The sequence below is a fragment of the Bacteriovorax sp. Seq25_V genome (assembly GCF_000447795.1).
Lineage (GTDB): Bacteria > Bdellovibrionota > Bacteriovoracia > Bacteriovoracales > Bacteriovoracaceae > Halobacteriovorax_A.
Map to the genome: position 1 here is coordinate 190,322 of NZ_AUNI01000014.1, position 24,561 is coordinate 214,882.

A 24,561-nucleotide genomic window follows, 5' to 3' on the forward strand; every position below is an offset into this window, starting at 1 on the left:
TGCCTCTTTAAATTGTTGACTACTTCCTGTCAAATGAGTAATTTTAACAATCTGCCCAAATAGCAAATATTAACATAATAAAATCGAGTGGTTACATGACTTTAGAATTTAGTGGTGCTGGAAGTAAAATATTAGATACTGCAAACATGCTTAAAGAAAAGGATCTTTATCCGTTTTTTAGAGCAATTGAAGACTCAGAAGGTACAGTCGTTAAGATTGGTGGTAAAGATCAGATCATGATCGGTTCAAATAACTACCTAGGTCTAACTCACCACCCACATGTTAAAGAAGCAGCTATTAAGGCAATCGAGAAATTTGGAACAGGTTGTACTGGATCAAGATTTCTTAATGGTAACCTTAATATCCACGAAGAACTCGAAGAAAAACTTGCAAAATACTTAGGGCATGAAAAAGCGATCTGTTTCTCGACAGGGATGCAAACAAACCTAGGTGCTCTATCGGCAGTATGTGGACCTAAAGACTGTATGCTTTTTGACTCAGAAAACCACGCTTCAATTATCGATGCTTCAAGATTAGCTCTTGGACCAACGTTTAAATATAAGCATAATGATATGGAGTCTCTAGAAGAAGCTCTTATTTCAAATATTAATAGATTCAAAAAAGTATTCATCGTTGCTGACGGTGTTTTCTCAATGACTGGTGATATCGCAAAACTTCCAGAGATGGTTGCTCTTGCTGAAAAATATGGTGCTTATATCTACGTCGACGATGCTCACGGTATCGGTGTGATGGGAGAAAAAGGTAGAGGAACAATGCACCACTTTGGTGTAACTGATAAAGTTGATCTTAACATGGGAACTTTCTCAAAATCTTTTGCTTCAATTGGTGGAGTTCTTTCGGGTTCTGCGGAAGCGATTGACTACATCAAGCACATGGCAAGATCATTTATGTTCTCTGCTTCAATGCCACCTTCTGCAGTTGCGACAGTAAGCGCGTGTCTTGACGTAATCAATAGTGATGACACAATTCACCAAAGACTATGGAGAAACGTTGAATTCATGAGAAATGGATTTAAAGAAATTGGTTTCTATACATATAATTCACAAACACCTATACTACCAATATTCATTGGCGATGACGTGAAGGCCATGATCGTAACGAAGTTCCTAGCTGATAACGGGGTATTTGCAACTCCTGTTATTCCACCTGCGGTACCAAAGGGTGAAGCGCTTATTAGAACAAGTTATATGGCATCTCATAGTATTGAAGAACTTACTAAAGTTCTTGATATTTTCGCCCTTGCGAAGAAGGAATTTGATATCCCATCACATATTGGAGAATAAATGACGATCATTGTAGAGAAAGTTGACGTATTAAATAATAAGCAACACAAGAAAAGGTTTATCGACCTCCCTTTTACTCTCTACAAAGAAGACAAGAATTGGGTTCCACTTTTAAAAATGGAATCCAATAAAATGTTCTCTGCAAAACATCCGTTCTATCAAACAGCGGATGTTAGTTTCTGGATCGCTATCAAGGACGGTGTTGATGTTGGTCGTATTATGGCCATAGTTAACAAGAACTATCTTGAATTCCATCAAGATGAAACTGGTCACTATGGATTCTTTGAAGCCATCGATGATAGTGAAGTTTTCAATTCTCTTTTTAAGGCATCGAGCGAGTGGTTAAAGTCCCAGGGACTTTCCAAAATGCAAGGACCATTTAATCCATCAACAAATTATGAAAGTGGAAATCTAGTTCGTGGTAATAATGAACGTCCAGTATTAATGATGCCATATAACCCAAGCTTCTATGAAAAGCATATTGAAGCACTAGGATTCTCAAAAGTTAAAGACCTTCTTGCATACCATATCGACAGCCAATTCCAAATGCCAGAGATCATCACAAAGATCGCTGATCGAGCAGAGAGTAAGAATAAGATTACTTACAGAACAATTTCAAAGAAAAATTGGGCACAGGAAGCTGAACTGATGTTTGAAATTTATAATGATGCTTGGGAAAAGAACTGGGGATTTATTCCAATGACTCGTGAAGAGTTCATGGCCATGGCGATGGACCTTAAAACAGTAGCAGATGAAAAGCTGATCCTCTTCTCTCTAGTTGATGGAGTTGCAGCAGGTTTCATCGTCGCTCTTCCAGACTTCAATCAAGTTCTGCATAAGATCCCTAATGGAAAACTGCTACCAACAGGTATTTTTAAAGTAATCAATGCTAAGAAATACATGACAGGAGTTAGAGTAATTACAATGGGAGTAAAGAAAGAATTTAGAAAGCTTGGACTTGAAACAATTCTTTATCACCGTTGCCACGAAAATATTAAATCTTATAAGCAATATAAAGATATCGAAATGAGTTGGATTCTTGAGGACAACCTCAACATGAACAAGCCACTTATCCGCATGGGCGCAAAACCATATCGTACATACAGAATTTTTGAAAAGGATCTTTAGTGAAGATTCTCGTTACTGGGGCCACAGGTTTTGTAGGCTCCCACCTCACAGATCTTCTGACATCAGAAGGTCATGAAGTATACTCTCTCGTTAGAAATCCTAAGAAAGCGGCAGAATTTCAAACCCAAGGTCATATTGTAGTAGGAAATCTCGATGCGACAAACACTCTTGAATGGATTGATGTTCTACCCGAAAATCTAGATGCTGTTATTCACACGGCCGGAGTTGTTCACTCTGTGAACCCAGATGACTTCTTTATCCATAACACTAAAACTACGAATAACCTTATAAACCAACTTCATAAGAAATATGCTCACCTACATTTCACATATATCTCTTCCCTCGCTGCAGCTGGGCCATCAACAGGAGAAGAAAAATGCGAAGAGCATGATAAGAGACCTGTATCAAGCTATGGACGCTCGAAGCTTGAAAGCGAATATCATCTCAAAGAGCTTTCAGGATGGACATATACAATCATAATGCCGCCAATGGTGATTGGTCCAAGGGATACAGCTGTTCTAGATATTTTCAAAATGGTTAAGTCTCGCTTCGTTATTGGACCAGGGATTAACTTTAAGAATAAAAAATATAGCTTTATTAATGTCTTTGATCTAGTTGATGCCATAAAATATCTTACCATTGAAAAAGGCTCTGGTAGTTACTTCATCTCTCATCCAAGAAGTATTACATTTGTCGAGCTTATCAATGCGATTAATAAGAATATGGGGATGAAGAGATTATTCTTTATTCCTATTCCACACCCTTTGCTAAGAATCGTTGGTAGAATTTTGACGATTTTTCCTGTCGCCTCAAGACTGACTTCGGATAAAGTTCATGAGCTTGTACAAGAAAACTGGATCTGTTCACCGAAACGTTATTTGGAAACAACAAATCAAGTCATTAAATTTGACCTTGAAAACACAGTGAAGATGACACAGGAAGATTACGAAGCACGCAAGTGGTTATGACTTCTTAAAAAGTCTCTTCAATACATACTCTAGGTCTTTTCTCTTCAAGGGTTTCGAGAGAACTTCATCAAATTTTTCATGAAAGATCTTTAAGTCTTCTATAGTTGTAGATGCCGATAAAGATATTACAGGAGGAAGTTTATCAAACTCTTTACGAAGCTCGGTCACGACTTCAGTCCCATTCATCTGTGGCATAAGTTGATCCATAAAGATAATATCAAACTGATTATCAGATATCAGCTTTTCTGTATTGAGAGGATTTTGTTCAAGGACAACATCAATACCGACTTTTTCTAGTGTTGCTCTCATCATCTTTAAGTTTATCATATTATCGTCGACAACTAAGGCCTTCTTACCTTTCACGATAGAGATATCAAATTCTTCGACCACCTTTATATCTTCATCTGCACTAAGTTTTACATTTTTAAACTTAAGTTTAAAAGTTGTCCCATGCTCGACTCTCGAGTCGAGCACAATACTTCCACCAAGAATTTTAGTATAGCTATCAACGATCGCAAGTCCAAGACCTACTCCCGACTCTGTCATCACGTCTTCATCTTCAACTTGCTTAAATGGATTGAATATAGTGAAAAGTTTGTCCTCAGGAATCCCCCTTCCTGTATCGGATATAGTAATTTCCAAGTCACAGTAGTAAGCATCCTGAATCGTCTGATCAATTTTAATCTCTACTGTACCCCTTGGAGTAAACTTAAAAGCATTACCAACAATATTAGATATAATTTGTCTTAGTTTTACACGGTCAAAAAGAACTGTTCGATGCTGAAGGTTGGTAGTTAAGATAAGCTTTACGTATTCAGTCTCTTTAATCTTATAAAGTCTATAGATATCTTGGATCATATGTTCAAGATCTGTTTTAATCTGAACAACTTTAACTTCTCCTTCTTCAATTCGAGAAAAGTCGAGAATATCATTAATAATTTCTAAAAGGTTTTCACTTGCATCACATACGGTTTGGACCTGTTCAAGAATCTGTGGTTCTTTGACTCCTTCTTTAATTATATTGAGAAAACCAATAATGGCATTCAAAGGTGTTCGAAGCTCATGTGACACGTTGGCAATGAAGTTTGAGCGCATTTTTGCTAGCCTCTCAGCATCTCTCTTTGCTTTCTTTAAAGCTTGCTCAATCTCTTTTGTATTAGTGACATCAGTTCTTACAGAGATAAATTCTTTTATTTTCCCATGATCATCAAGAATTGGGGTGATTGTAGTATCAACCCAGTAGTGACTTTCATCCTTTGCCTTATTCATAATAATTCCATGCCAAACTTTCTTGGACTTTAGGGTGTCCCACATCTCTTTAAAAAAATCTTTCCCATGGAAATCAGAGCGGACAATATTATGATTTTTTCCAATTAGTTCACTTTCTTTAAACTTACTTGCTTTCTCAAAATTTTCATTCGCATAAGTAATTACCCCGCGAGTATCAGTTTTTGAAATAAGTACGTGTTTACTCACTGTTTTAAAGAACTGTTCAATTTCAAGATTCTTTTGCTTCAATAATTTATTCGTTGCTTCGATACTTTCTCTAAGTTTACTTTCTTCATAATTGTAGAAAATATAGAGCAAAATAAAAACACCTAGCAGTAAAAATATCTTCGTAAAATTTTCATTCAAGAGGTTCTTACCTCGATAGGCCTCATCAACATCTACTTCAGCAGCAATCCCAATCCCATAACGATCAAGCCACCTCCAAGCTCCAACAACAGGAACTCCTCTATAATCTCGATACCCCTCAAAGTTTTCTCCATTACCAAAATTAAGAGCACTTCTCACCATAAGTGTAAATTCTGTTTTTTTAAATTCACGATTTTGTTCTTCAATTAAATTTTTTCCAGGATCAAATAGACGAAGTTTCAAACCAGATGATTCGTTCATGCCAATTAACTTAATATCTCTGAGGTGATCATCAAATCGAGAATCATTTAAGATGAGGCCACTTCCATCAAATGCATAAACCTCTCCACTCTCACCCATTTTTGCATAATCAAAGATTTCTCGTAACACACGAGTAGGATCGTAAACGAGTACAACTAGTCCACTAAATGTTGATGTTTCATCATAAATCGGAGCTGCAATAAACATCTGTTTATAGCTACCACCAACATCAATAGTATTGATAAATGGTTTTTGCAAGAATGGTGTTTTTGTTGATCGAGCATTATTCCAAAAATCAATGGAAGATGCATATAATTCTTGTCCAAGTGCGTTTTCATCCGAAGAGAAAATGATTTCTCCATTGTCATTTAGCACTATGACATCAAGAAGATACTCACCTATCGTAGCTCTAGAAATCTTGCTTTTAATCAATGCTTTAGGATTAGCAACAATTTCGTAAATATACTCAGAACTAGCAATGGATTGAGCTTGAAAGTATGACTTCTTTACCCAGATATCTAACGCCGCAATTGTTGATTCGAGCTTCGAAATAGTACTCGTTCTTAACTGATAGGTTGAACTCTCATGAACAAGCTTAATAGTTGATGTTGAGATACTTACAATCAACGAAATTAAAACAAGTGGTAATATATAATTGAATATAGCCTTCTTATATTTCACGATAATCCTAGCAGTTTTTAATAACTACGTATCGGAGAATCATTCTTTGGCATAAATAAAATGACTAGAAATTAAAAGAAATTGCAGGACCAATTACACCACGGTAGTTAATAACCGAGAATTTTGCTTCCCTTTCGAAGATAAATTTATAGAACGGGTGATTGTGCTTATGCTTGCCTGCTGCTCTTACGCCTTCACTGGCAAAGGCCGACAGCCAAAATGCTCCAACAACATCAGAAATGTAGTGTCTTCCTTCTCGAACTCTTTGCATGGAAGCAAAGTACGTTAGTACTGCAGGAATCGTTGCCCAGTATGGACCGTAAAACTGAAGTGTTTTAAAAAATAATGTACTGTAAGGGACGATATGACCACTTGGAAAAGAGTTCTTTCCTCGAAAAGCAGTTTCCCAAAAGCTTTGTTCTTCTTTATATGGTCTTTCATGACTTGGAATATAGCTAATTAGTCCAGTTTCAAGAAGTGTAAGGTACATTGTGGCCAGGTATTCTTTAGCAAATTGAACTGTCTTAGTTCCACTTACACTCTCTTGAGATTTTCCAATATAGTAGATACTAATTGGAACAATTGGAAAGTTAAAGGCAATACCAAGATCTCCTGTGACATCATAAATTTTTCTTAATTTTTTTGCACGTTGATTATCACTTAATCTCTGATCATGCTCAAAAGAATAAGCTGTAGTCGCCACAGCTGGAAGTAAATAAAAAGCATTATTCACTTCTCCAAACTGCATATAAGAGCCTTGATAAAGTAATTTGATACTTTCCTTAAGATCTTCATACTCTCCCTTAGCAAAACAGAGAGATGAAATAAGAACTAGCAACAAGTACTTCTTCATTTAGTAACCGGCCTCTTTTTCTCCAGAGACTGTTCTAAAAATATAATCCCAAAGAGGAGAACTTACACCATACTTAGCTTTCTCATGTCTAAAATGATGTTGTAAGTGATACTTCTTTAAGTAGCGCCCTACCCTGCCAGTCATTTTAAAATGATGAGTGGCATAGTGAATATAATCATAACAAAGGTAACCAACAATGAAGAAGGCCATGAAACTTTGGTGATATCTTTCAGGAGTAAACATTCCAAAGAAGTAGTAAAGTAGACCAACAATTAAAATTGCTGGAACAGGTGGCATCACAAGTCTTGTCGGATCATTTGGGTCGTCATGGTGAAGACCGTGGAAAAGAAAAACAAATCTTTCAGTTAAAGGACCAATTGTTGGCATGTGAAAAACAAAGCGGTGAAGAACATATTCAGTCAATGTCCAAATTACAATCCCAGTAACGAAAGTTAAAAGAAACTCAAGTCCAGTTAAACCGTAATTAACGTGAGACATATACAACCAGTAACCTGTTACGGGAGTCCAAAGTAATAGTGGAACTATTGGATGCACATGAGTCATGGCCTCCAGAATAGGATTCTTAAAAATTCTAATTGATTCATATTTTTTCATCGATTTCACCTTGTATGTGAAGGAAATTAATATAAAAAGCACCCGTTGTAAACGAATCAAAATCAGTTAGTAAAATGAGTGAAATTAATATATAAAAATGCCAAACTCAAATTATTAGGAACTGCTAAATGCCAAAATATATTATCACACTTCTTCTTTTTTCCTTTTTAACGCACTCCGCAGAAAACATTAAAATTAGTTCATTACTTAATCAATCAGAGCTTTCTCAAATCAAAAGTGGTGAAATGATTATTAAAAAGAAAGAAATAAAAGGTCTTGTTTGGCCAGAAATCACATTCTATTCTTATATTCCTGCAACAGCACTCGAGTCAGTGGCCATCTTCTACGCTCTAGATCATCAGCGCAATTATATTCCAAACCTTATCAAGTCAGAGGTTATATCTGAAGAGTCTCCTACCCGCGTAATTGTGGACTATGAGCTCAAGCTGCCTTGGCCACTAAGCAACAGCAAGTATAGACACGGACACGACCTAGAGGCCTCTAAAGACCTCTCACAATACAAAGTAAATTGGTGGATGATAAAGTCCAGCAATACAGAGAAAGTTGAAGGCGATGCTACCTTTGAAAGTTTTGAAGGTGGAACAATCATGAGATACAGATCTCTAGTTGTGCCAAAGTCAATTTTTGCCAATTTTGTTGAGTCTAAAATGGTTGATGATGTTAAAAGTTCACTTATGGCGACAAGTAAAGAGATCTCAAGAGTGAAAAAGCAGGACAGAAGCCTCCTTTTTAAATACGTTTCATTTATTGAGAACGCTCTCAGCGGTAAGTTTTCTTACTTTGTGAAAAAAAAATAATTTTTTTTAATAGTTGAGCGATTTTTGCACACCCTTTAAATACTCACTTTTTTGAGTATCCGACAAATTGTCTCAACGGACTGATAGCAGCTGTAAGAAAATTATTCTTTTATATTTTCGAAACATACCTTATGATTAATTTAAGCAGAGACACAGAGAACACAGTCGGCGTTCAGGGAAAAGGATTTTTCAAGGACGTCGTTTTTTTTTAACTACTTAGCTCATATTTCCGCAATAGAATCACAAAAATAGCTTCTCAACTTAAAATCAAGACTTCTTAATAACAAAATATTTTAACGGTGTAAGAATAAAAAATATTTCGGTCTAATTAGTCCCAATATCTTCAACAAATGGCTTCCACTGGCCCTTCCATTCATTCACAGATGCATAGACAAGGGCATTAGAATCTGGATGTACATCAATCGCACAATAGGTCAGATGTTTTGTATCCTGGTGCATTCCCGCATCGATTGAAGGGATTGTATTCCAAGTACCTGTATTGAAGTAATACTTACCTTCAGGAAAACGTCTCCATTCTTGTAAGTGGGTATGTCCCATGACAACAGTATGAATTGTAGAGTCTCGTTTCAATATACGACGGGCCATCTTTTCATAACGAGGATAAATTGTGATTTGTTTTAAGATTTTTAATGAGGTCTTAAAGTTCTTATTTTGTTTTGTATAGTAATCACCATAAGTCGTTAAAACATAATTCACACATGTCGTAAGAATTTTCCAGAAGAATGCTGTATCGTGAAAAAGACACCACTTTATATAAGAGGTCATAGGTCTTACTTTATCAATATATGGTCTTTCTTTTTTTAGCTTTGGAAGAACATTGATACAAAATAATGATCCCCAGGGGAAATTTAGAATTTGCTTTCCTTGTGGTCCACGTAGAAAAAAGTGACTCATTGGAACAGTATTTATGGCCTCAAAACGATGACCATGTTCGATGTGAATTCCATGTCTTTTAAATGTATGACAAAAGTGAACATCACCATCAACAAGCTCAGAAAAGCGTTTTTGCGCGCCTTCAAATGCCATTCCTGAATCATGATTTCCAATAACAAAGATTACTTCTTTATTTGGTGCCTTGAGAAATTTCTTAAGACCCTTAAAGAACCGAGGATGACCAATGGCCACAGTATTAATTTGTTCGACGGTCATATCTTCTGTAACAATATGAGTGAAAACACCTTTGGTATCAATTTGAATGAGGTTTAAAATATCCCCATTTAAAACAAGAGTCACTGGCTCTAAAAAATACTTATCGCTGGAAAAGTAATCACAAAACTCATAAAGACGATCATCCTCAAAAAAATCTTCAAGAATATTGAATTGACCGTTTTGGAGAAACTTTCCTTTACCTAAATGTAAATCAGAGATAACCAGATACTTCATTGAGTAAGCTCTTCATCAGAAAATAACTCACCTGCGTGACAGACTTTACCACGACCAGATTGCTTGGCTTTGTACATCATCTTGTCGGCCATATTAACGATATCTGTTTTAGTCTTGGCATCGTGAGGAAAACTTGCAATACCTACAGAAACACTAAGCTTAAATTCGCACGAGCCATTTATCCCATCGTTAACAAAGAAAGTTTCTTCTTTGATATTTTTTAAAACACGGGCCCCAACAATTTTAGCTTCTTTATAAGTGGAAAGAGGAATAATAAGAACAAACTCATCTCCCCCATAGCGGTAACAAAGATCTTCATCACGAACCGTGTCTTTGATAATTCTAGAGACATCTTTTAACAGTTGCGTCCCTACCAAGTGTCCATGGCCATCGTTTACTTGCTTAAAGTGATCGATATCTATAAAAATCACTGAGAATGGCTTCATAAATTTATCATACTCTTCAATCGAAGAGTCGATATCGAGTACAAATTTACGCTGATTATAAAGACCTGTAACATCATCAATGTGGACAAGTGACTTTAAGGTATCTGCTTCTTTATAACGGCTAATCTTTGTTAGTGTCGTCTTTAAAAACTGAATTAGATAATTAATGATGTGGGCGGTAATCTCTTCAGAGATTTTAAAACAGACAAAGAAGTCTTGTCCTTTAAACTCTCCACAGTTTAAAACATAATAAAGGTTTTCACCTTCTTTTTGAAAGATAAATCCTTCTTCATCCTTTGCGGCCAGCACAAGAGAAGAAAAAAGAGAAAGTTCTCCTTTATCGTAGAAGATCTCTTCCTTGCCTTTATTCCAGTAGTCTCTAAGCTGTGATTTTTTCTTTTTATTACGAGAATATATTAGAACAGGAGTCGTTCCAAATTGAGTTTGCCAAAAGTTATCGAGGTACTCAAACAAATGAGCGAGATCATCTACATCTTCAAGTTTGCAGATAAATTCAAGTACTTTCTCGTAATGAACTGTAATATTTGTCACAGGCTACCTATTATACATCGATATCTTTTGTCAGATCATCGATATCTATTTCTTCTTCTAAGAAATTTAGTGAATTGCGAAGTGTTCCAACAACCTTGTTAAGTTTATCTTCCAAAGCTGTTCTATCATTCATCGATTGTCTCTCTCGAATCGTGATATTCTCCATATTAAATTCTAAAGCATCAATTTTTCTCTTAAGCTCAAGAATCTTGAGATCCCTACTCTTCACTTTAGAATCAGCATCCATCGTCGCCAACTCAAGTTGACTTTCAAGCTCTTTTTCACGCTGTTTAATTTGATTAAAGTCGATTCTAACTTTATTTCCAAGTCTTTCAATTTCTCTTTGAAGGCTCTTGTTCTTTGCTTCTAATACTTCACGTTTTTGTAAAAGAAGTTGGTTTTGATGCTTAAGTTCTTCAAGCTCTCCAAGATGTCTTTTCTTAAGGATTGAAACTTCAATTCTTAATTCATCAATATCGGATTTCAATGAAAGATTCGTTCTAGTTAAATTATCTTTCTCTTCCTCAAGTGAATGGATTTCATCAAGTAAGTTTTTACGATCATCTTTTAATTCATGAATCGTCACTCTTAAATCTAAAAGATCTGAAGAGTTCAACGATGACAAAGATGCTTGCACATTTTCATCTTCAACGCGAACACGTGCAGGCGATTGCTTCTCAGTAATGACTGTTTTATCTGAGTCTGAGCTTCCTATTAGCTCACTGACATCATACTCACCTGTTGAGCTATCATCAGAGGCCAATGGCTCAGGTCTCTTTACTCCAAGTAGTGTATTGATTGAATGATTAAAAGTATCCGTTCCAATTCTTCCTAATGATTCCTCCCCAAGGTCTTCATCATCAAGTTCTCCCATAATATCTTCTTCAGGAATATCTTCAGATAGATTTAGAGAATCCAGCGACTGAAGAATTGTCTTCTCTGTCGACTCCCCAATATCATCACCTGTCTCATCATCGAGATCATCTAATTCATTATCAGCATCAAGAGACATATCTCCAAGATCATCAAGATCATCAAGATCATCCAGATCATCGAGCTCACCGAGGTCACCTAAATCACCATCGAGATCGTCGAGTTCCTCCAGATCATCAAGGTTATCGAGGTCATCAGAAGATGCTTCTAAAGAGTCCTCTTCCTGGGACTGAGTTTGTGCAGGCTCTGTGGTAACGTCTTCCTCAATTGAGATATTCTCAATTTCTGAAGCATCTTTTACAAAATCAAATCCAGAGTTGGAAACATCTTCGAGATCGAGATCACCTGCGCTTGACGCCTCTGCTGCGGCATTTTCAATAGTATCCCCGTCTGAACTTAAAGACAGTGAAGCTGCATCGAGCTCTCCGAAATCAAGACCTGAATCGTCTGCAGCCGCTGCTGGTTGACTTTCGTTTGGTGTATCATCGTCTTGAAGCTCTATACTTATATTCAATGAAGGCTCAGTGCCAAGATCAATATCTCCATCTCCAGATGGAACGTTGATTTTTAATCCATCATTTTCATCGTCACTCATGGCCAATTCCTCTGATCCAAAAACTCTATCAACTGCTTCTTGAAGTCTCTTGTTTTCAGCAGTATTAAAATTTACTTTTTCACCTAATAAAACATTTCGATTGATTAAAGCTGTACTCTCGCTAGCACTCTTCATATTGACGAGTTCTTCTACTTTAGAATAACTCTTTACAAATGTATCTTTTGACCAAGCTTCTACTGGAAAGTCTTTATAATGATCTTCGTGAATAAATACTTTCCAAATATTGTGGGCAATAAAATCTTCAAGGTCGTCGAGATTATCTCCATGGCCTTCAGTAAGAATTAAAACATCAATATTATCGGGGTTCAAGGCAAGCAAGGCCTCAATATTATCGACGCAAGTCAGCTCGTACGATAATTCGTACTCCTTCAAAACTTGCTGTGCGTCAACCATGACAACATTCATTATGTCCTCTCCTGTCAGCTATAATGATACATTAACTCAGAAAAACAGCCAAGTATGGGAAATCGTGTCTATATAATTAATTTCTTCCCTTGAAGAGTTATGAGAAAATAGTCTAAAATAGGATTGGACTAATAATTAGGGATTTAATATGAAACTTTTAACAACAATATCACTGACATTACTAACACTTAGCTCAAGGGCCGAGGAATATTATCCAAAACCTTTATTGCGACTTGGGACACATTTTTCACACCACGTCCTAATTGCTGAAAAGTCGACACATTCACTCTACCTTTATGAGAATAAAGATGGACTACCTCATCTTTTACAAAAATACCAAATGGCGACAGGAAAGAAAGCTGGGGATAAAAGCTTTCAAGGTGATCACCGAACTCCAGAAGGAATCTACCACTTCACTGAGTTTTTAACTCACCAAGAACTTCTCCAAAGAAATGGAACACAAGGAGAGATCTACGGAGTAGGTGCTTTCGTTATGAACTACCCTAACCCAATTGATGTTTATGATGGAAAAACTGGTGGCGGTATTTGGTTACACAGTACAAATGACGAAACAAGAATCGACAAGGGCCTAGACTCGCGTGGCTGTATAGTTGCTCACAATCAAAACTTAATTAAGATTTCAAACTATATCGAACTAGATAAGACAAATATCGTTGTTGTTCACGATCTTCACTACCTTTCAAAGCAGACTTGGCTAGCTGAAAAGCAAAAACTTGAAACAGCAGTTTCTGACTGGCTAGATGCATGGACAACAGAAGATTTTGATCGCTATATTTCACACTATTCGCCAAGTCAGTTCAAAGATCCGACGAGGGGAACTTATAGTAACTACAAAAACTACAAGAGAGCTGTTTTCGCAAATCCAGGAACTCCAACAATAAAAATGAAAGAGCTATCAATTCTTCAAACAAACGACTATGCAATTGCGACTTTCATCCAAGATTATACTTCAAATACAATTCAAGATATTGGAAAGAAAATTCTCTACCTAAAAAAAGACCAGTACTATAACTGGAAAATTGTTGCAGAGAGATGGAGTAAAGTTAACGATTTCGCACCTAATGAAGTTGCTTTTGAACCTTCAAAAAGATTCTTTGAATCTGAAGATCCAAAACAAATTTTTACAAAGGCCTTGAATTTGACTCAAGATCAAAGTAACCACACTAAGAACTAAGAGTTAAATAATGTCACAAAAAGACCAGGCCATTAAAGACGACAAGATTTCATTTATTGTCTACGAAGAAAATACTATTCCTTACTTCAAGCAAGTAACACCAAAAGTATACAAGTTCTTCGTTTACGCTCCGACAATCTTAACTTTCTTTGCGATAGCAGTTGTTATCGCATCTTTCTTTTACACAAAGAATGTTGAACATTTTATCCGCTCTAAAGAACCTGAGATAATTAAATCCCTAAGAACGGAAAATAGTCTTCTTGCTGAAAAAGGACAAGAGCTTACTATTCTTAATAAACAATTAACAAAGAAACTTGCTCAAGGGGTTTCAGATACTCCCCTAGCTGGTCAGTTTCTAATTTCTCCAGTGGCAGGACAACAAGACCTAACGAGTCCAGCGAAAGTGAATATTCAAGATATTAAAGTTGAAGTGAATAATGATAAAGTTTTCTTTCGCTTCAATATTGTTAACGTAACTCAAGATGGATCAAAGCTTTCTGGTTACATTCACATATTTACAACAGATGGAAATACTTATCAGAAATACCCAACAGCACAGGAAGAGCTAGATAATTTTTCTCTCAAATATAACGAGGGTGAATCATTTGCAACTTCAAGATTTAGACCAGTTGAAGCAATCTTTAAGAAAATGGATCGAAGTACTCTTATTTTTAAAATTGTTATCTTCAACAGAATTGGAGACCTGATTCATCAACAACAATACAAAGAGGTTGCAAACTAATGAATATCAATGAACAAACATTTTGCTTCCTCGGTAAAGATTCAGTTATCAGAGGAGAATTAATTCTCTCGGGAGAAGTTCACCTCAGCTCTACAGTTGAAGGTGATCTCACACTCAAAACAAACCACACCCTCTCAATTGAGCCTCATGGAAAAGTTATAGGGACTGTGACAGGAATCAATATTGATATTTATGGAACAGTTACAGGCGATATCAATGCTTCTGGGACGCTTCGCATTTTTCCATCTGCAAAAGTCGAGGGCAAAATCTCCGCAAAAGCGTTGATTATTAGACCAGGTGCCGTAGTTAATATGACGGGGCACACTGTTATTACAGAATAAAAAAAAGACATGCATTTAGCATGTCTTTGTTATTTCCATTAAAATTTTAATACTTAGAGAAAATCTTTATAATCATGAACTTTAACAGTCCCAAGCTTTTTAAGGTCCTTTAAGAGCTTCTTCTCACCCAGAACTAAGATATCCATCTCTCCAACAGGGAAAACTTTTGAAATTGTGTCCTTAACATCTTGTGCCGATATAGGGTCAATATTCTTATTAAAATTAAAAAGGCGATTATAACCACTACCTAAGTGATCAAGAAAAAGGATTTCAGACAGAAAACGTGAACTGCTTTCAAATTGAAAGGGATAAGCTCCCTTCATACTATTTTTTACACGCGTAACTTCAGCGTCAGTAATATCTAGATTAGTTAGTAAATCGTTCACCACTTTAATCAGTTCAGTAGCAGTCTCTTCCTTAGTAAATGTTCTAATGAGAGAACGTCCATAATCTTTTTGCCCACCAGCAAAAGCACTTACAGTATATGTAAGGCCTCTCTTCACTCTTAATTCATTCATCAAAAGAGATGTAAAACCACCACCAAGAAGGTCACTTGAGACACTTAATTTTTCAAACTCTTCAAACTCTCCACGTCCAAGAAACTTACCAAATACCACTTGAGCTTGATTTGCTTTTGGAACAGTTACTAAATGAATTGTTCCCTTTTTCTTTGGTGACTCATAATTAACTTCACGTACAAATTTCGCCTCATTATTCCATCCACACTCATTCAAAATAATATTTTTTATATTAAGTGTAGTTTCTGGACCAGTAATATAAATTTTCTTTTTAACTTCTTTATTAAAGTAAGTAAGTTTGTTTCTAAAATCATTTCGATGAAGTTTAGATATCGTCTTCATTTTTCCTTCTACAGGATAAACAAACGGTGTTCCCGCAAGACTAATTTCTCTAAAGGCCAGGCCAGCAAGGGCTCCGTGATTATTAGTTACGTTCTTCATACCTGTAAGAATACTTTTCTTGGCCTTATTGATTTCAGCTTCAGGAAATGTCGAGTCATTAAAAAGATGACACACTTTTTTAATCGTAGGCACGAGATCTTTCGTTAAGCCAGAAATCGAAAAAGTAGAATACTCATGAACAACGCGTGCAGACGTTGAGACACCATAGTATTCGAGATTATCGACGATCTCTTGTTTAGAAAATCTATTTGTTCCAGCATCCATAAGATTAAACATTAAAGATGTTAAACCTTTCTTTGTTCCGTCAGAAAGTGCACCATCAGCAAAATAAAAAGTAATGTCATAAGTTGGAAAACGATCATCTTTTAAGAGTGTTACATCAATATTATCCCACTTATATTTGTGAATTTGATCCTGAATATCAGAAGCGAAAGCAAATTTTGATAGTAGTAATAGTAAAAATATTTTTTTCATTTAAATTCCTTTAGTTACTTTCTGTGTTTTTTCCACACTGAGATAAATAATGATTTATTCCCATCGATATATTTCTTACAAGTCTCTTTCACCTTGTCAGCTGTTAGAGAGCTATAAATTTCAAGCTCTCTTTTATAACCATTATAATCGCCGTAATAAAATTGCTGATTCCCTATAAATCCCGCAAGCCCATCATTCGTCTCAAGGCCACTGTATAGTTCGATAAGAATATTATTCTTAGTTTTTTGAACAGATCTTTCAGTAACAGCTTTATCACAGATATGTCTTACTTCTCTCATTAAGCTATTTTTAAAGCTATTTAGGCTAACCTTATCAAGTAGGCTTCCACCGATATAAAAAACACCAGATTCTTTAAGACTATAATTTGCAGCAGAAATAGAAGATAACTTCGGCTTCTTACTGATCACAAATTCTTTAGATAGGTATGAGCTGTCTCCAGAACCAATTATTTTGGAAAGTATATCTAGAGCATAGCCATCTTCTTCCCCGGCCTTTAAAGATGGGAATGCCATCATAAACATTGGAGTTACACTCTCTCCATGAAGACTTACAGTTTTAGGTAGTTTCGCACGATGCTTAAATCTTTCAGGGCTTGAGAATTCTTTTTGTAATTCTTCAAGGCCCTCACCACGAGGAATTGCACCATACTTTTCTTCTACCATTTTAAAAAGTTTATCAGCTTCAACATCACCAACAACAACAAGAACCGCATTATTTGGACGATAGAACTTATGATAGAACTCAAGCATCTTTTCACGGGATAGGTTCTTTACATCTGAGGCATCTCCAATAACTGAACCTCCATATGGAGTCCCTACGAAAATTTCTTTCATCATTCTTAAAAAGAGTTGTCCACCGGCCTTATTTTCATAACGCATCTTACGCTCTTCAAGAACTACTTGACGCTCTTTTTCAAATGGTTCTTCTTCAAGTTCTAAATTAGACAAACGCTCAGCCTCAAGATGTAAAATCTCATCTAAAGAATCTACCGGGATATTTTCGTAGTAAACAGTATTGTCAAAAGTAGTATAGGCATTTGAGTTTCCACCATTATTTTCAATTACTTTTGAGAAATGTTCTGCTGGAAAATTCTTAGTTTTCTTAAACATCATGTGCTCAAGAAAGTGTGTTGACCCAGTAACTCCTGGAGTTTCAGACTTTCCTCCAACATCAAAGAAAGTATAGACAGAAACAATTGGTAGTTTCTTATTCTCAAGGTGTAGAATAGTTAAACCATTAGATAAAACCTTCTTATTAATTTTAAGATTAAGATCTACATCTGCAAGGTTCTTATTTGTATGGTGTGTATGATTTTCTGATTGCTGAAGAGAACAGCCAGAGAAAAGTAAATTAGCACCAACTAGTGCCGCTAGACTATATTTTTTTAACATTTAAAAACTCCCATGTTTGCTAATAATTATACTGTCTGGGAGCTTAAATTCAAGTGATTACGTATTTGATCCTTCTATAAATAAAAATGGAGTATAATAAGTTTATGACTACTACAAATGCAAAGCTAACAATTTTAGGATCAGGTACCAGCACCGGTATACCGATGGTTGGTTGTAACTGCGAAGTTTGTCTTTCGAAGGAAGAAAAAAATAAGAGGCTTCGCACGAGTTTCTATCTCGAAACAAAGAACGGAAATAAAGTTGTGATTGACACGACACCCGACCTTAGAACTCAAGCATTAAGAGCAAATATCAATCATGTTGATTATTGTATCATTACCCATGATCACGCCGATCATCTTCATGGTATTGATGACCTTCGTCCATTTTGCTTTGGTCCTCCTCCGAAATCGATCCCAGTATATACTCATCGTGATTGTATGATTCAAATGGAGGGAAGATTTCCTTATATTTTTCAAAAAGATTTTTTCAACGAAAAAAGACCGGTTTTAGGTGGTGGAGTTCCAAGACTAGAACTTCAAGAAATAAAAGTATTTGAAAAAGAAATTACAATTGAAAATGACTCCTATACATTCTTCTTGTTGCCTCACGGTCATGGTCAAACACTTGGACTTTATCATGACAAACTGGCCATCTTAATAGACTGTAATGCTATCCCCGACAGTGTGATAAAATACCTTAAAGCAAAAAAGCTCGAACACCTTTTCATTGACTGCGTAAAAATTGGTGAGCACAAGACTCACCTAACACTTGATAAAAGTCTCGAGTATATCAAGGCCATTGGGCCAAAGAGCTCCTATTTGATCCATATGGGCCATGGTCTCGAGCACTTTCAGCTTGAAAAACTGTGCAAGGAAAGTGGGATTTCTAACTGCCAACCAGCTTTTGACACAATGCACATATATTTTTAACTTTTTGCTTTTAAAGTAGAATTAAAATGATTATATTGTCCTCAATTTCACAAAATTTGCAGGAGAATGTTATGAAAATTGGTGTTCCTAAGGAAATCAAGAACAATGAAAATCGTGTTGGTTTAGTTCCAGGTGGAGTTAGACAATTGGTTCACGATGGTCACGAAGTATATGTTGAAACAAACGCAGGATCTGGGATTGGTATTTCAGATGAGCAATATATTCAAGCTGGAGCAAAAATTCTTCCAAGCCTTGAAGCTGTTTTCGAAACGGCAACAATGATCATCAAGGTTAAAGAGCCACAACCAAGAGAGATCGCTCAATTAAAACCTCACCATATTCTTTACACATATCTTCACCTTGCAGCTGATCTTCCACAAACAAAAGGTCTAATGGAATCAGGTGCTACTTGTATTGCATATGAAACAATTCAATTACCAGATGGATCACTTCCACTTCTAACTCCAATGTCTGAGGTAGCAGGTAGAATGGCAACTCAAATTGGTGCAAGCTATCTACAATTAGATCACGGAGGAAAAGGTGTTCTTCTAGGTGGTGTACCTGGTACAAGAAGAGCAAAAGTAACTGTTATCGGTTGTGGTGTTGCAGGTACAAATGCAATTAAAATGGCAATGGGAATGGGAGCTGATGTAACAGCGATCGACCTTTCAACAAAGAGACTTGCAGAACTAGACGACCTATTTGATAACAGAATCACGACTCTATTCTCAAATATTGAAAATATTGAAAACTCAGTTGTAACTTCTGACCTTGTTGTTGGTGCCGTACTGGTTCCAGGTGCAAAAGCTCCAAAACTAGTAACAAGAGAAATGATCTCTAAAATGGAAAATGGTTCAGTTGTAGTTGATATCGCTGTTGACCAAGGTGGATGTATTGAAACTTGTAAGCCAACAACTCACGAAGATCCAACTTTCCTAGTTGATGGTGTTGTTCACTATTGTGTAGCTAACATGCCAGGTGCTGTTGCAAGAACTTCAACTTATGCCCTTACAAACGTTACTTTAAAGTATGCAAGAATGATCGCTAAGTTTGGTGTTGAAGAAGCAGCAAAAATGGATGAGCCATTCAAAAAAGGTATCAACATCTATAAAGGTGGACTTGTTTACGAGCAAGTTGCTACAGATCTTGACCTACCATACACTCCACTTAGTATCTAATTTAAATGATCCCTCTCTTAAATACTTAAGAGAGGGCTATACCTTCCTTCCGATTCAATGTAGACTAAGGAAATGAAATTTTTACTTCTTATTTTTTTCATTCTTTCTTCTTGTGCACTCTATACAGATAAATCATATAAGAACTCACCAGTATTAACTGCAAATTACTTTACTGAGAAGAAGCTCATTATTGATGCGAAGAACTCTGTTGAAAGCTTCATCGCTTCGTGGAGGCAAGAGAATGGAATAAAAGAAGATATTCTATCTTCCAGGCAAATACGCACTGAAGCTTACGAGATCGAGAGAATTTTTAATGGTCTTCCTCTCGATTTGAAACGCTTTCTTGAGTTGAAAGTCGAAAAGTTCATCATAGTAGATAAACTTGGAGTATCTCAATTTGTTCACCAATTAAAAAACAAGAAATTCTTGGTCTTCATCGACTCTAGAATTAACTCTCTTGGCATAAATGACTGGTATAAGCATAGAGAATACTCGGCTCTCAATAAAACAAAATCTGATATCACAATGGAGCCATACCTTGGACATGGAAATTTAAAAACTGATACAATTCAATTTGTTTTGGCCCAAACAATTGCACTGATTATCTCAACAGACGAGAGATTCTTTCCTCAGAACTTTGAAACAATTGAGAGTTTTCAAAAAGATAGTTTTATCAGTGAAAGTTGGATAATTAATAATGGAATCATCTCTTCGAAGTGGCAAAAGTATCTTTCAGAAATTAAGTTCATCTCTTTCTATGGACAATCAAGTAGGACAATTAACTTCGACAAAGTATACGAATTCTATCAACTTTTAGAGCGAACTAACTTTGTTAATCTTTACGCGAGTAGCTCTCCTCTAAGAGATTTTGTTGAATCAATTGCTGGTTATATCCACTACAAGTATTTTAAAAAGCCATTTCATATCGAATTTTATGAAAAAGAAATCCTACTCGACTCTTTTTCAAGCTGTATTGTAAATGAAAGATGTATTGGCAAAAGACAAAAAATTGAGAAAATGCTTAAGAGCAGCCTCTTCCCGCTTGTAACTAATTAAGTCACACTCTAAAATACTAATATGACTGGTAACAAATCACTTGATAAAATTATACTTCTTTTAACACTGATCACTTCAATAGCGACAGCAGGTGTGTTTGTTTATACGGAAATGATTTATAAACGCCCTCTTCCAAAAGATGAGGTAGAACTTTCAAGACTGAAGGAAGAAACAAAGAATAACTTCTTACCTGAATCCTTCAAGCTCGATAAAATTATTGTAAACCTTCCCTCTAATACGACAAGACTGCGTTTCCTTGATGCTGAAATTCACCTCGTGATCTTCGATAAAAATGACTCCGCGATACTTGAAGAGAACAAGGCAAAAATAAACGACATCATCATTGAAGTTGCCTCCGCAATGGAGCCAGATGAGCTGAACTCAATTTCAGGAAAACTGATTTTTGAAAATCGTGTAAAGTCTCGTATTAATAGCTACCTTAGCAAGGTAATTATCAAAGAGTTATTCTATACTAAATTTGTCGTACAATAATTTGTAAAATTTCAGCTGATCTTTCCGAGAAGATTTTCAATATCTATTATTCGGAGAGCTAATGAAATTTCTTACGCCACTTTTAATTACAACACTACTTCTATCATCGTGTTCTAATAATATCATAAGAAAGCTAACCTCAGCTGGTCAAACCCCTTACGCAGTTGAACAACTCGTTACTTGGGAAACTAAGGCCAATGGTGTTGCCGTTAGATCAAATCAAATTTTTGATCTAAACCACTATGAGATTCCACTGGACCTACTCTCTTCTGAGTTTGCCTCTGATCTTTCTCAAGATATTAAGGACTCGCTTATATTCGAAAAAAATGGTGAGGCATATGTGAGATGGCTTATCAATCCTGAGGATACCAAGTGGCACTTGGAAGTAAAGAAGATGCTTGATGAAGCAGGATTGGACTCAACAGTTCATAGCTATCTTAAAGGTTACCTAACGGCCTCGAGATCAATGATTGCATTCAACCCAGAAAATGGCTCAGCTTTTTCTGTAAAAGTATCAACAAATAATACTGGTGGGTACTGGAACGATAAGAAACAAACTTGGGATGATGCTAACCAAATTAGAAAGATTTCAGATTGGGTTAAGGATACACTTTCTAAGATGGATACAAAAAGTCTCGTTATTCAAGATGAACCTCTAGGGCTTGGAATTGAATCCCTCGATCAGGGTTTAATCGTTAGAAATTTAAATGATGTCCCTACTGGAAAGCACTACTACCTTCCAGGCTTTTCTGCACTTCACGAAACAGAAGGAAAGTTACTTGCACAGCTTAATGGAAGTACAGATGTTGTAAAGTTTTGGGAAGATAATTACGTAAGACCGTTAGCGAAGGCAATGGCAGAGTTTTCAGCTCTTACAGGAGTTTATTACGACTCTCCTCACTCACAAAACTTTATGATCGAACTCGATGAAAATAAAAAACCAACAGGAAGAGTTGTCCTCAGAGATTTTGGTGACTCATACCTAAACAGGGATTTTGTTTCACAAACTGCTCATGCTTCAATTCTTAATATTTGGGAGAAAGATAATATTGTATCTGGAAAATTTCCAACTGCCGTGGGACTTCTCCACGGGAACAGTGCTCCTAGTTGGTTAACTCTAAATGACTACAAACGATATGGTGAAACTTTTTATAAAGAGTATGAAAAGAAATTCTCTGAAATAAGTGGAATTCCTTTAACGAAACTACAACAAAGACCAATAGCAGGAGCAAGAGCATTCTCTTATTTATCTAAAGCATATCCAACAGAAGGTGATGACTGGAAAAGATTCTTTGATCACGCCAACTGTCTTGGAGGAGCTGAAACAACTCTGTCAGGTCAAGACTGTGGTGAGTTTTTTACAAAATTTCAAAAACAAGATAACTGCTTTGGTGCTGTTCAATCATTCGCTCAATAGCAAAAAAAAGGCCTAGATTTCTCTAGGCCCTTTCCACACAATTTCAAAGACACAACACTTTATTTTGGGAATAAAGAATTAGATTTTACACATACCTTGATTTACGAAAGCAGCTTTTGCTCTGTAAAGTTCACAACCATTTGGAAAAGTTACTAGTTGTGGAAGAGACTTAGCATCAAAACCATCAGTAGCGATTTCTCCACATACAGGCATGAAGTTTTCTGGACAATGAGTTACTTCTTTTGTTGAATCATAGAACTGGTCACAATCAACAATTGCTTTAAGTTCAAAAATTCCTTCAGCAACTTCAACTACTTCGAATTTTCCATTCTTACAGCTTTCTGCCTCAATATATTCATTTACTAATTTAATAACTTCTTTATTTGAAGTAAGGATTTTTTTAGTGATCTCACCAGAGATATTTAAATCATCAGATAAACGACCTTCAACCACGAAATCTGCTTTTACATTTGCTAGTACTAAAAGAGCTAAAATTGTTAAAACTGCATTCTTCATATAAAACCCACTGTTTAATTATTTGATGTGTGGTTTATACATAATTTATTTCATCAGTAAAAATTATATTATATAATAGATATTAATAAGTATTACTTATGGATGTGATATAATACACATAAGGTGTTGAAATTATGTTAATCGATCAAATCACATTATCCGGGCTTCGAATATTTGAGAGCGTTTACCGCTTAGGAAGCATGTCAGAAGCTGCGAAAGAGCTATTTTTGACCCAACCAGGGGTTAGTCAGCACATTAAGCAGATCGAACTCACACTCAATGCTAAACTCTTTGACAGGCTAGCAAAAAAGCTTATTCCCACAAGTGAGGCCAAGGCTCTCTACTCTCAAATCTCCCCAATTCTTTACCAGCTTGAAAACTCACTTAGTGAAGTCAATCGCTCACAAAGAAGTATCAAAGGTAAAATATCTTTTGGGATGCCAATTGAATTTGGAAATAATATTATTCTTCCACTACTCAGCACTTGGGCCAAGGCCAATCACGATGTTTATTTTCACATCAACTACGACCACGCCCAAAGGCAGCTGGCAGGACTCCTTGATGGTTCACTTGATTTTGCAATTACCGACTCCTTTGCCTTTCCTGATCAAATTGAGACCATTAATCTCGCCCGCGAAAATTTAGTTCTGTGTGCAAGTAAAGAATATGCAAAAGAAAATAACTTGAATGAAAGTTCGAAATATAAACAATTAAAAGATCTCGATTATATCACCTATCTTGAAGATGCAACGATCGTGAAGCAATGGTTTAACTTTCATTTTGAAAAATCTATTGAACCCAATAAAAGGGTTTCACTCATGGATGTCCAAGGGGTTTCTCGCTTTATTGTTCAAGGGCTAGGAGTTGGAGTGCTGCCTATGCACATTGTCCGCGAGAAAGGACTTGAAAAAGACCTCATCATTTTCAATGGAAAATCTCAGCCTCTTTATAATGAAATCAATCTTTCAACAGTAAAAGGTAAAACCATGTCGATGGCATGCCAGACATTTTTAAGAGACTTGAATGAGAGTTTAAAATTAAGGTTTGGAAAAAAATAAGGCCACAGAAAGTGGCCTTGGTATTTAAAGAATTAGTTTCTTTGTCTTTGAGCGATCTCAGTCATTTCTGAGTTATCTTCATCGTCAGTTAGAGAGTTTAGGTACTCTTCAACTTGTGCTTTAGTTACTTTACCTTCAGCGATAAGTTTATCTCTAAGTCTTAGGTCTAATAATTTTTCTTCTAAAGCTCTAGCTAATCTCATGGCACA

The 24,561-nt window shown here is 36.1% G+C and carries 23 protein-coding genes; 13 read left to right on the top strand and 10 right to left on the bottom strand.

Annotated features, from left to right (window positions below; all coding sequences use genetic code 11):
- The first annotated feature begins 95 nt into the window (after nucleotides 1–95).
- Genes M900_RS07125 through M900_RS07135 form a run of 3 tightly spaced genes read left to right on the top strand, consistent with a single transcriptional unit; the run spans nucleotide 96 to nucleotide 3,400 of the window.
- Complete coding sequence (locus tag M900_RS07125; RefSeq protein ID WP_021274030.1) at nucleotides 96–1,304, top strand: pyridoxal phosphate-dependent aminotransferase family protein; 1,209 nt, start codon at nucleotides 96–98, stop codon at nucleotides 1,302–1,304.
- Complete coding sequence (locus M900_RS07130) at nucleotides 1,305–2,432, top strand: hypothetical protein (protein ID WP_021274163.1); 1,128 nt, start codon at nucleotides 1,305–1,307, stop codon at nucleotides 2,430–2,432.
- Entirely contained in the window at nucleotides 2,432–3,400 is a 969-nt protein-coding gene (locus M900_RS07135) for an NAD-dependent epimerase/dehydratase family protein (RefSeq protein ID WP_021274287.1), read from the top strand. Before M900_RS07130 ends, M900_RS07135 begins: the two co-directional genes overlap by 1 nt.
- Here M900_RS07135 and M900_RS07140 read toward each other — a convergent pair.
- From M900_RS07140 to M900_RS07150, 3 genes are all read right to left on the bottom strand, one after another.
- A complete protein-coding gene (locus M900_RS07140; RefSeq protein ID WP_021274089.1) occupies nucleotides 3,395–5,977 on the bottom strand; it encodes a hybrid sensor histidine kinase/response regulator in 2,583 nt (860 codons plus the stop codon). The two genes, M900_RS07135 and M900_RS07140, sit on opposite strands and share 6 nt — an antisense overlap.
- Nucleotides 5,978–6,041: 64 nt before the next feature.
- Nucleotides 6,042–6,830, bottom strand: a complete 789-nt coding sequence (locus tag M900_RS07145; RefSeq protein WP_021274228.1) for a phosphatase PAP2 family protein — start codon at nucleotides 6,828–6,830, stop codon at nucleotides 6,042–6,044.
- On the bottom strand, nucleotides 6,831–7,445 hold the full coding sequence (locus M900_RS07150) for a sterol desaturase family protein (protein WP_021274134.1): 615 nt from the start codon (nucleotides 7,443–7,445) through the stop codon (nucleotides 6,831–6,833).
- A gap of 128 nt (nucleotides 7,446–7,573) precedes the next feature.
- Between M900_RS07150 and M900_RS07155 the strand changes: the two genes are divergently transcribed.
- Complete coding sequence (locus M900_RS07155) at nucleotides 7,574–8,263, top strand: hypothetical protein (protein ID WP_021274072.1); 690 nt, start codon at nucleotides 7,574–7,576, stop codon at nucleotides 8,261–8,263.
- A gap of 324 nt (nucleotides 8,264–8,587) precedes the next feature.
- Here M900_RS07155 and M900_RS07160 read toward each other — a convergent pair whose 3' ends face one another.
- Genes M900_RS07160 through M900_RS07170 form a run of 3 tightly spaced genes read right to left on the bottom strand, consistent with a single transcriptional unit; the run spans nucleotide 8,588 to nucleotide 12,619 of the window.
- Complete coding sequence (locus M900_RS07160) at nucleotides 8,588–9,667, bottom strand: metallophosphoesterase (RefSeq protein WP_021274274.1); 1,080 nt, start codon at nucleotides 9,665–9,667, stop codon at nucleotides 8,588–8,590.
- A complete protein-coding gene (locus M900_RS17095; protein ID WP_021274146.1) occupies nucleotides 9,664–10,665 on the bottom strand; it encodes a GGDEF domain-containing protein in 1,002 nt (333 codons plus the stop codon). The genes M900_RS07160 and M900_RS17095 overlap by 4 nt, the downstream gene beginning before the upstream one ends.
- A 10-nt stretch (nucleotides 10,666–10,675) precedes the next feature.
- The gene (locus M900_RS07170; protein ID WP_021274135.1) at nucleotides 10,676–12,619 is read right to left on the bottom strand and encodes a hypothetical protein; all 1,944 of its coding nucleotides are present in this window, start codon (nucleotides 12,617–12,619) and stop codon (nucleotides 10,676–10,678) included.
- 148 nt (nucleotides 12,620–12,767) lie between these two features.
- Between M900_RS07170 and M900_RS07175 the strand changes: the two genes are divergently transcribed.
- The 3 genes from M900_RS07175 to M900_RS07185 are packed head-to-tail and all read left to right on the top strand — an operon-like array spanning nucleotide 12,768 to nucleotide 14,897.
- The gene (locus M900_RS07175; RefSeq protein ID WP_021274083.1) at nucleotides 12,768–13,814 is read left to right on the top strand and encodes a L,D-transpeptidase family protein; all 1,047 of its coding nucleotides are present in this window, start codon (nucleotides 12,768–12,770) and stop codon (nucleotides 13,812–13,814) included.
- A gap of 10 nt (nucleotides 13,815–13,824) precedes the next feature.
- On the top strand, nucleotides 13,825–14,556 hold the full coding sequence (locus tag M900_RS07180) for a hypothetical protein (protein ID WP_021274177.1): 732 nt from the start codon (nucleotides 13,825–13,827) through the stop codon (nucleotides 14,554–14,556).
- Nucleotides 14,556–14,897: a polymer-forming cytoskeletal protein gene (locus tag M900_RS07185; RefSeq protein WP_021274113.1), complete on the top strand. Its 342-nt coding sequence runs from the start codon at nucleotides 14,556–14,558 to the stop codon at nucleotides 14,895–14,897. Before M900_RS07180 ends, M900_RS07185 begins: the two co-directional genes overlap by 1 nt.
- Nucleotides 14,898–14,950: 53 nt before the next feature.
- On the opposite strand, the gene M900_RS07190 is transcribed toward M900_RS07185, so the two are convergent.
- Nucleotides 14,951–16,291, bottom strand: a complete 1,341-nt coding sequence (locus tag M900_RS07190) for a pitrilysin family protein (RefSeq protein ID WP_021274211.1) — start codon at nucleotides 16,289–16,291, stop codon at nucleotides 14,951–14,953.
- Between the two features lie 14 nt (nucleotides 16,292–16,305).
- Nucleotides 16,306–17,703, bottom strand: coding sequence for a pitrilysin family protein (locus M900_RS07195; RefSeq protein WP_021274272.1), 1,398 nt, complete (start codon nucleotides 17,701–17,703; stop codon nucleotides 16,306–16,308).
- Between the two features lie 104 nt (nucleotides 17,704–17,807).
- Between M900_RS07195 and M900_RS07200 the strand changes: the two genes are divergently transcribed.
- The 5 genes from M900_RS07200 to M900_RS07220 all read left to right on the top strand — a co-directional run bounded on the left by M900_RS07200 (nucleotide 17,808) and on the right by M900_RS07220 (nucleotide 22,778).
- Nucleotides 17,808–18,635, top strand: coding sequence for an MBL fold metallo-hydrolase (locus M900_RS07200; protein WP_021274017.1), 828 nt, complete (start codon nucleotides 17,808–17,810; stop codon nucleotides 18,633–18,635).
- A 71-nt stretch (nucleotides 18,636–18,706) separates the two neighbouring features.
- The gene (gene ald / locus M900_RS07205; protein WP_021274104.1) at nucleotides 18,707–19,813 is read left to right on the top strand and encodes an alanine dehydrogenase; all 1,107 of its coding nucleotides are present in this window, start codon (nucleotides 18,707–18,709) and stop codon (nucleotides 19,811–19,813) included.
- Nucleotides 19,814–19,885: 72 nt separating this feature from the next.
- Nucleotides 19,886–20,869, top strand: a complete 984-nt coding sequence (locus M900_RS07210) for a hypothetical protein (protein WP_021274160.1) — start codon at nucleotides 19,886–19,888, stop codon at nucleotides 20,867–20,869.
- Nucleotides 20,870–20,890: 21 nt separating this feature from the next.
- On the top strand, nucleotides 20,891–21,361 hold the full coding sequence (gene fliL, locus M900_RS07215; RefSeq protein WP_021274226.1) for a flagellar basal body-associated protein FliL: 471 nt from the start codon (nucleotides 20,891–20,893) through the stop codon (nucleotides 21,359–21,361).
- Between the two features lie 61 nt (nucleotides 21,362–21,422).
- On the top strand, nucleotides 21,423–22,778 hold the full coding sequence (locus tag M900_RS07220) for a putative lipoprotein (protein WP_021274292.1): 1,356 nt from the start codon (nucleotides 21,423–21,425) through the stop codon (nucleotides 22,776–22,778).
- Between the two features lie 78 nt (nucleotides 22,779–22,856).
- Here M900_RS07220 and M900_RS07225 read toward each other — a convergent pair whose 3' ends face one another.
- Nucleotides 22,857–23,294 (bottom strand): Kazal-type serine protease inhibitor, encoded by a 438-nt coding sequence (locus M900_RS07225; protein ID WP_021274057.1) that lies wholly within the window; start codon nucleotides 23,292–23,294, stop codon nucleotides 22,857–22,859.
- A 134-nt stretch (nucleotides 23,295–23,428) separates the two neighbouring features.
- Here M900_RS07225 and M900_RS07230 point away from each other — a divergent pair, with 134 nt between their 5' ends.
- On the top strand, nucleotides 23,429–24,352 hold the full coding sequence (locus tag M900_RS07230) for a LysR family transcriptional regulator (RefSeq protein ID WP_021274025.1): 924 nt from the start codon (nucleotides 23,429–23,431) through the stop codon (nucleotides 24,350–24,352).
- Nucleotides 24,353–24,384: 32 nt separating this feature from the next.
- Here M900_RS07230 and M900_RS17690 read toward each other — a convergent pair whose 3' ends face one another.
- Nucleotides 24,385–24,555: a hypothetical protein gene (locus M900_RS17690; RefSeq protein WP_021274108.1), complete on the bottom strand. Its 171-nt coding sequence runs from the start codon at nucleotides 24,553–24,555 to the stop codon at nucleotides 24,385–24,387.
- Nucleotides 24,556–24,561: the final 6 nt, after the last annotated feature.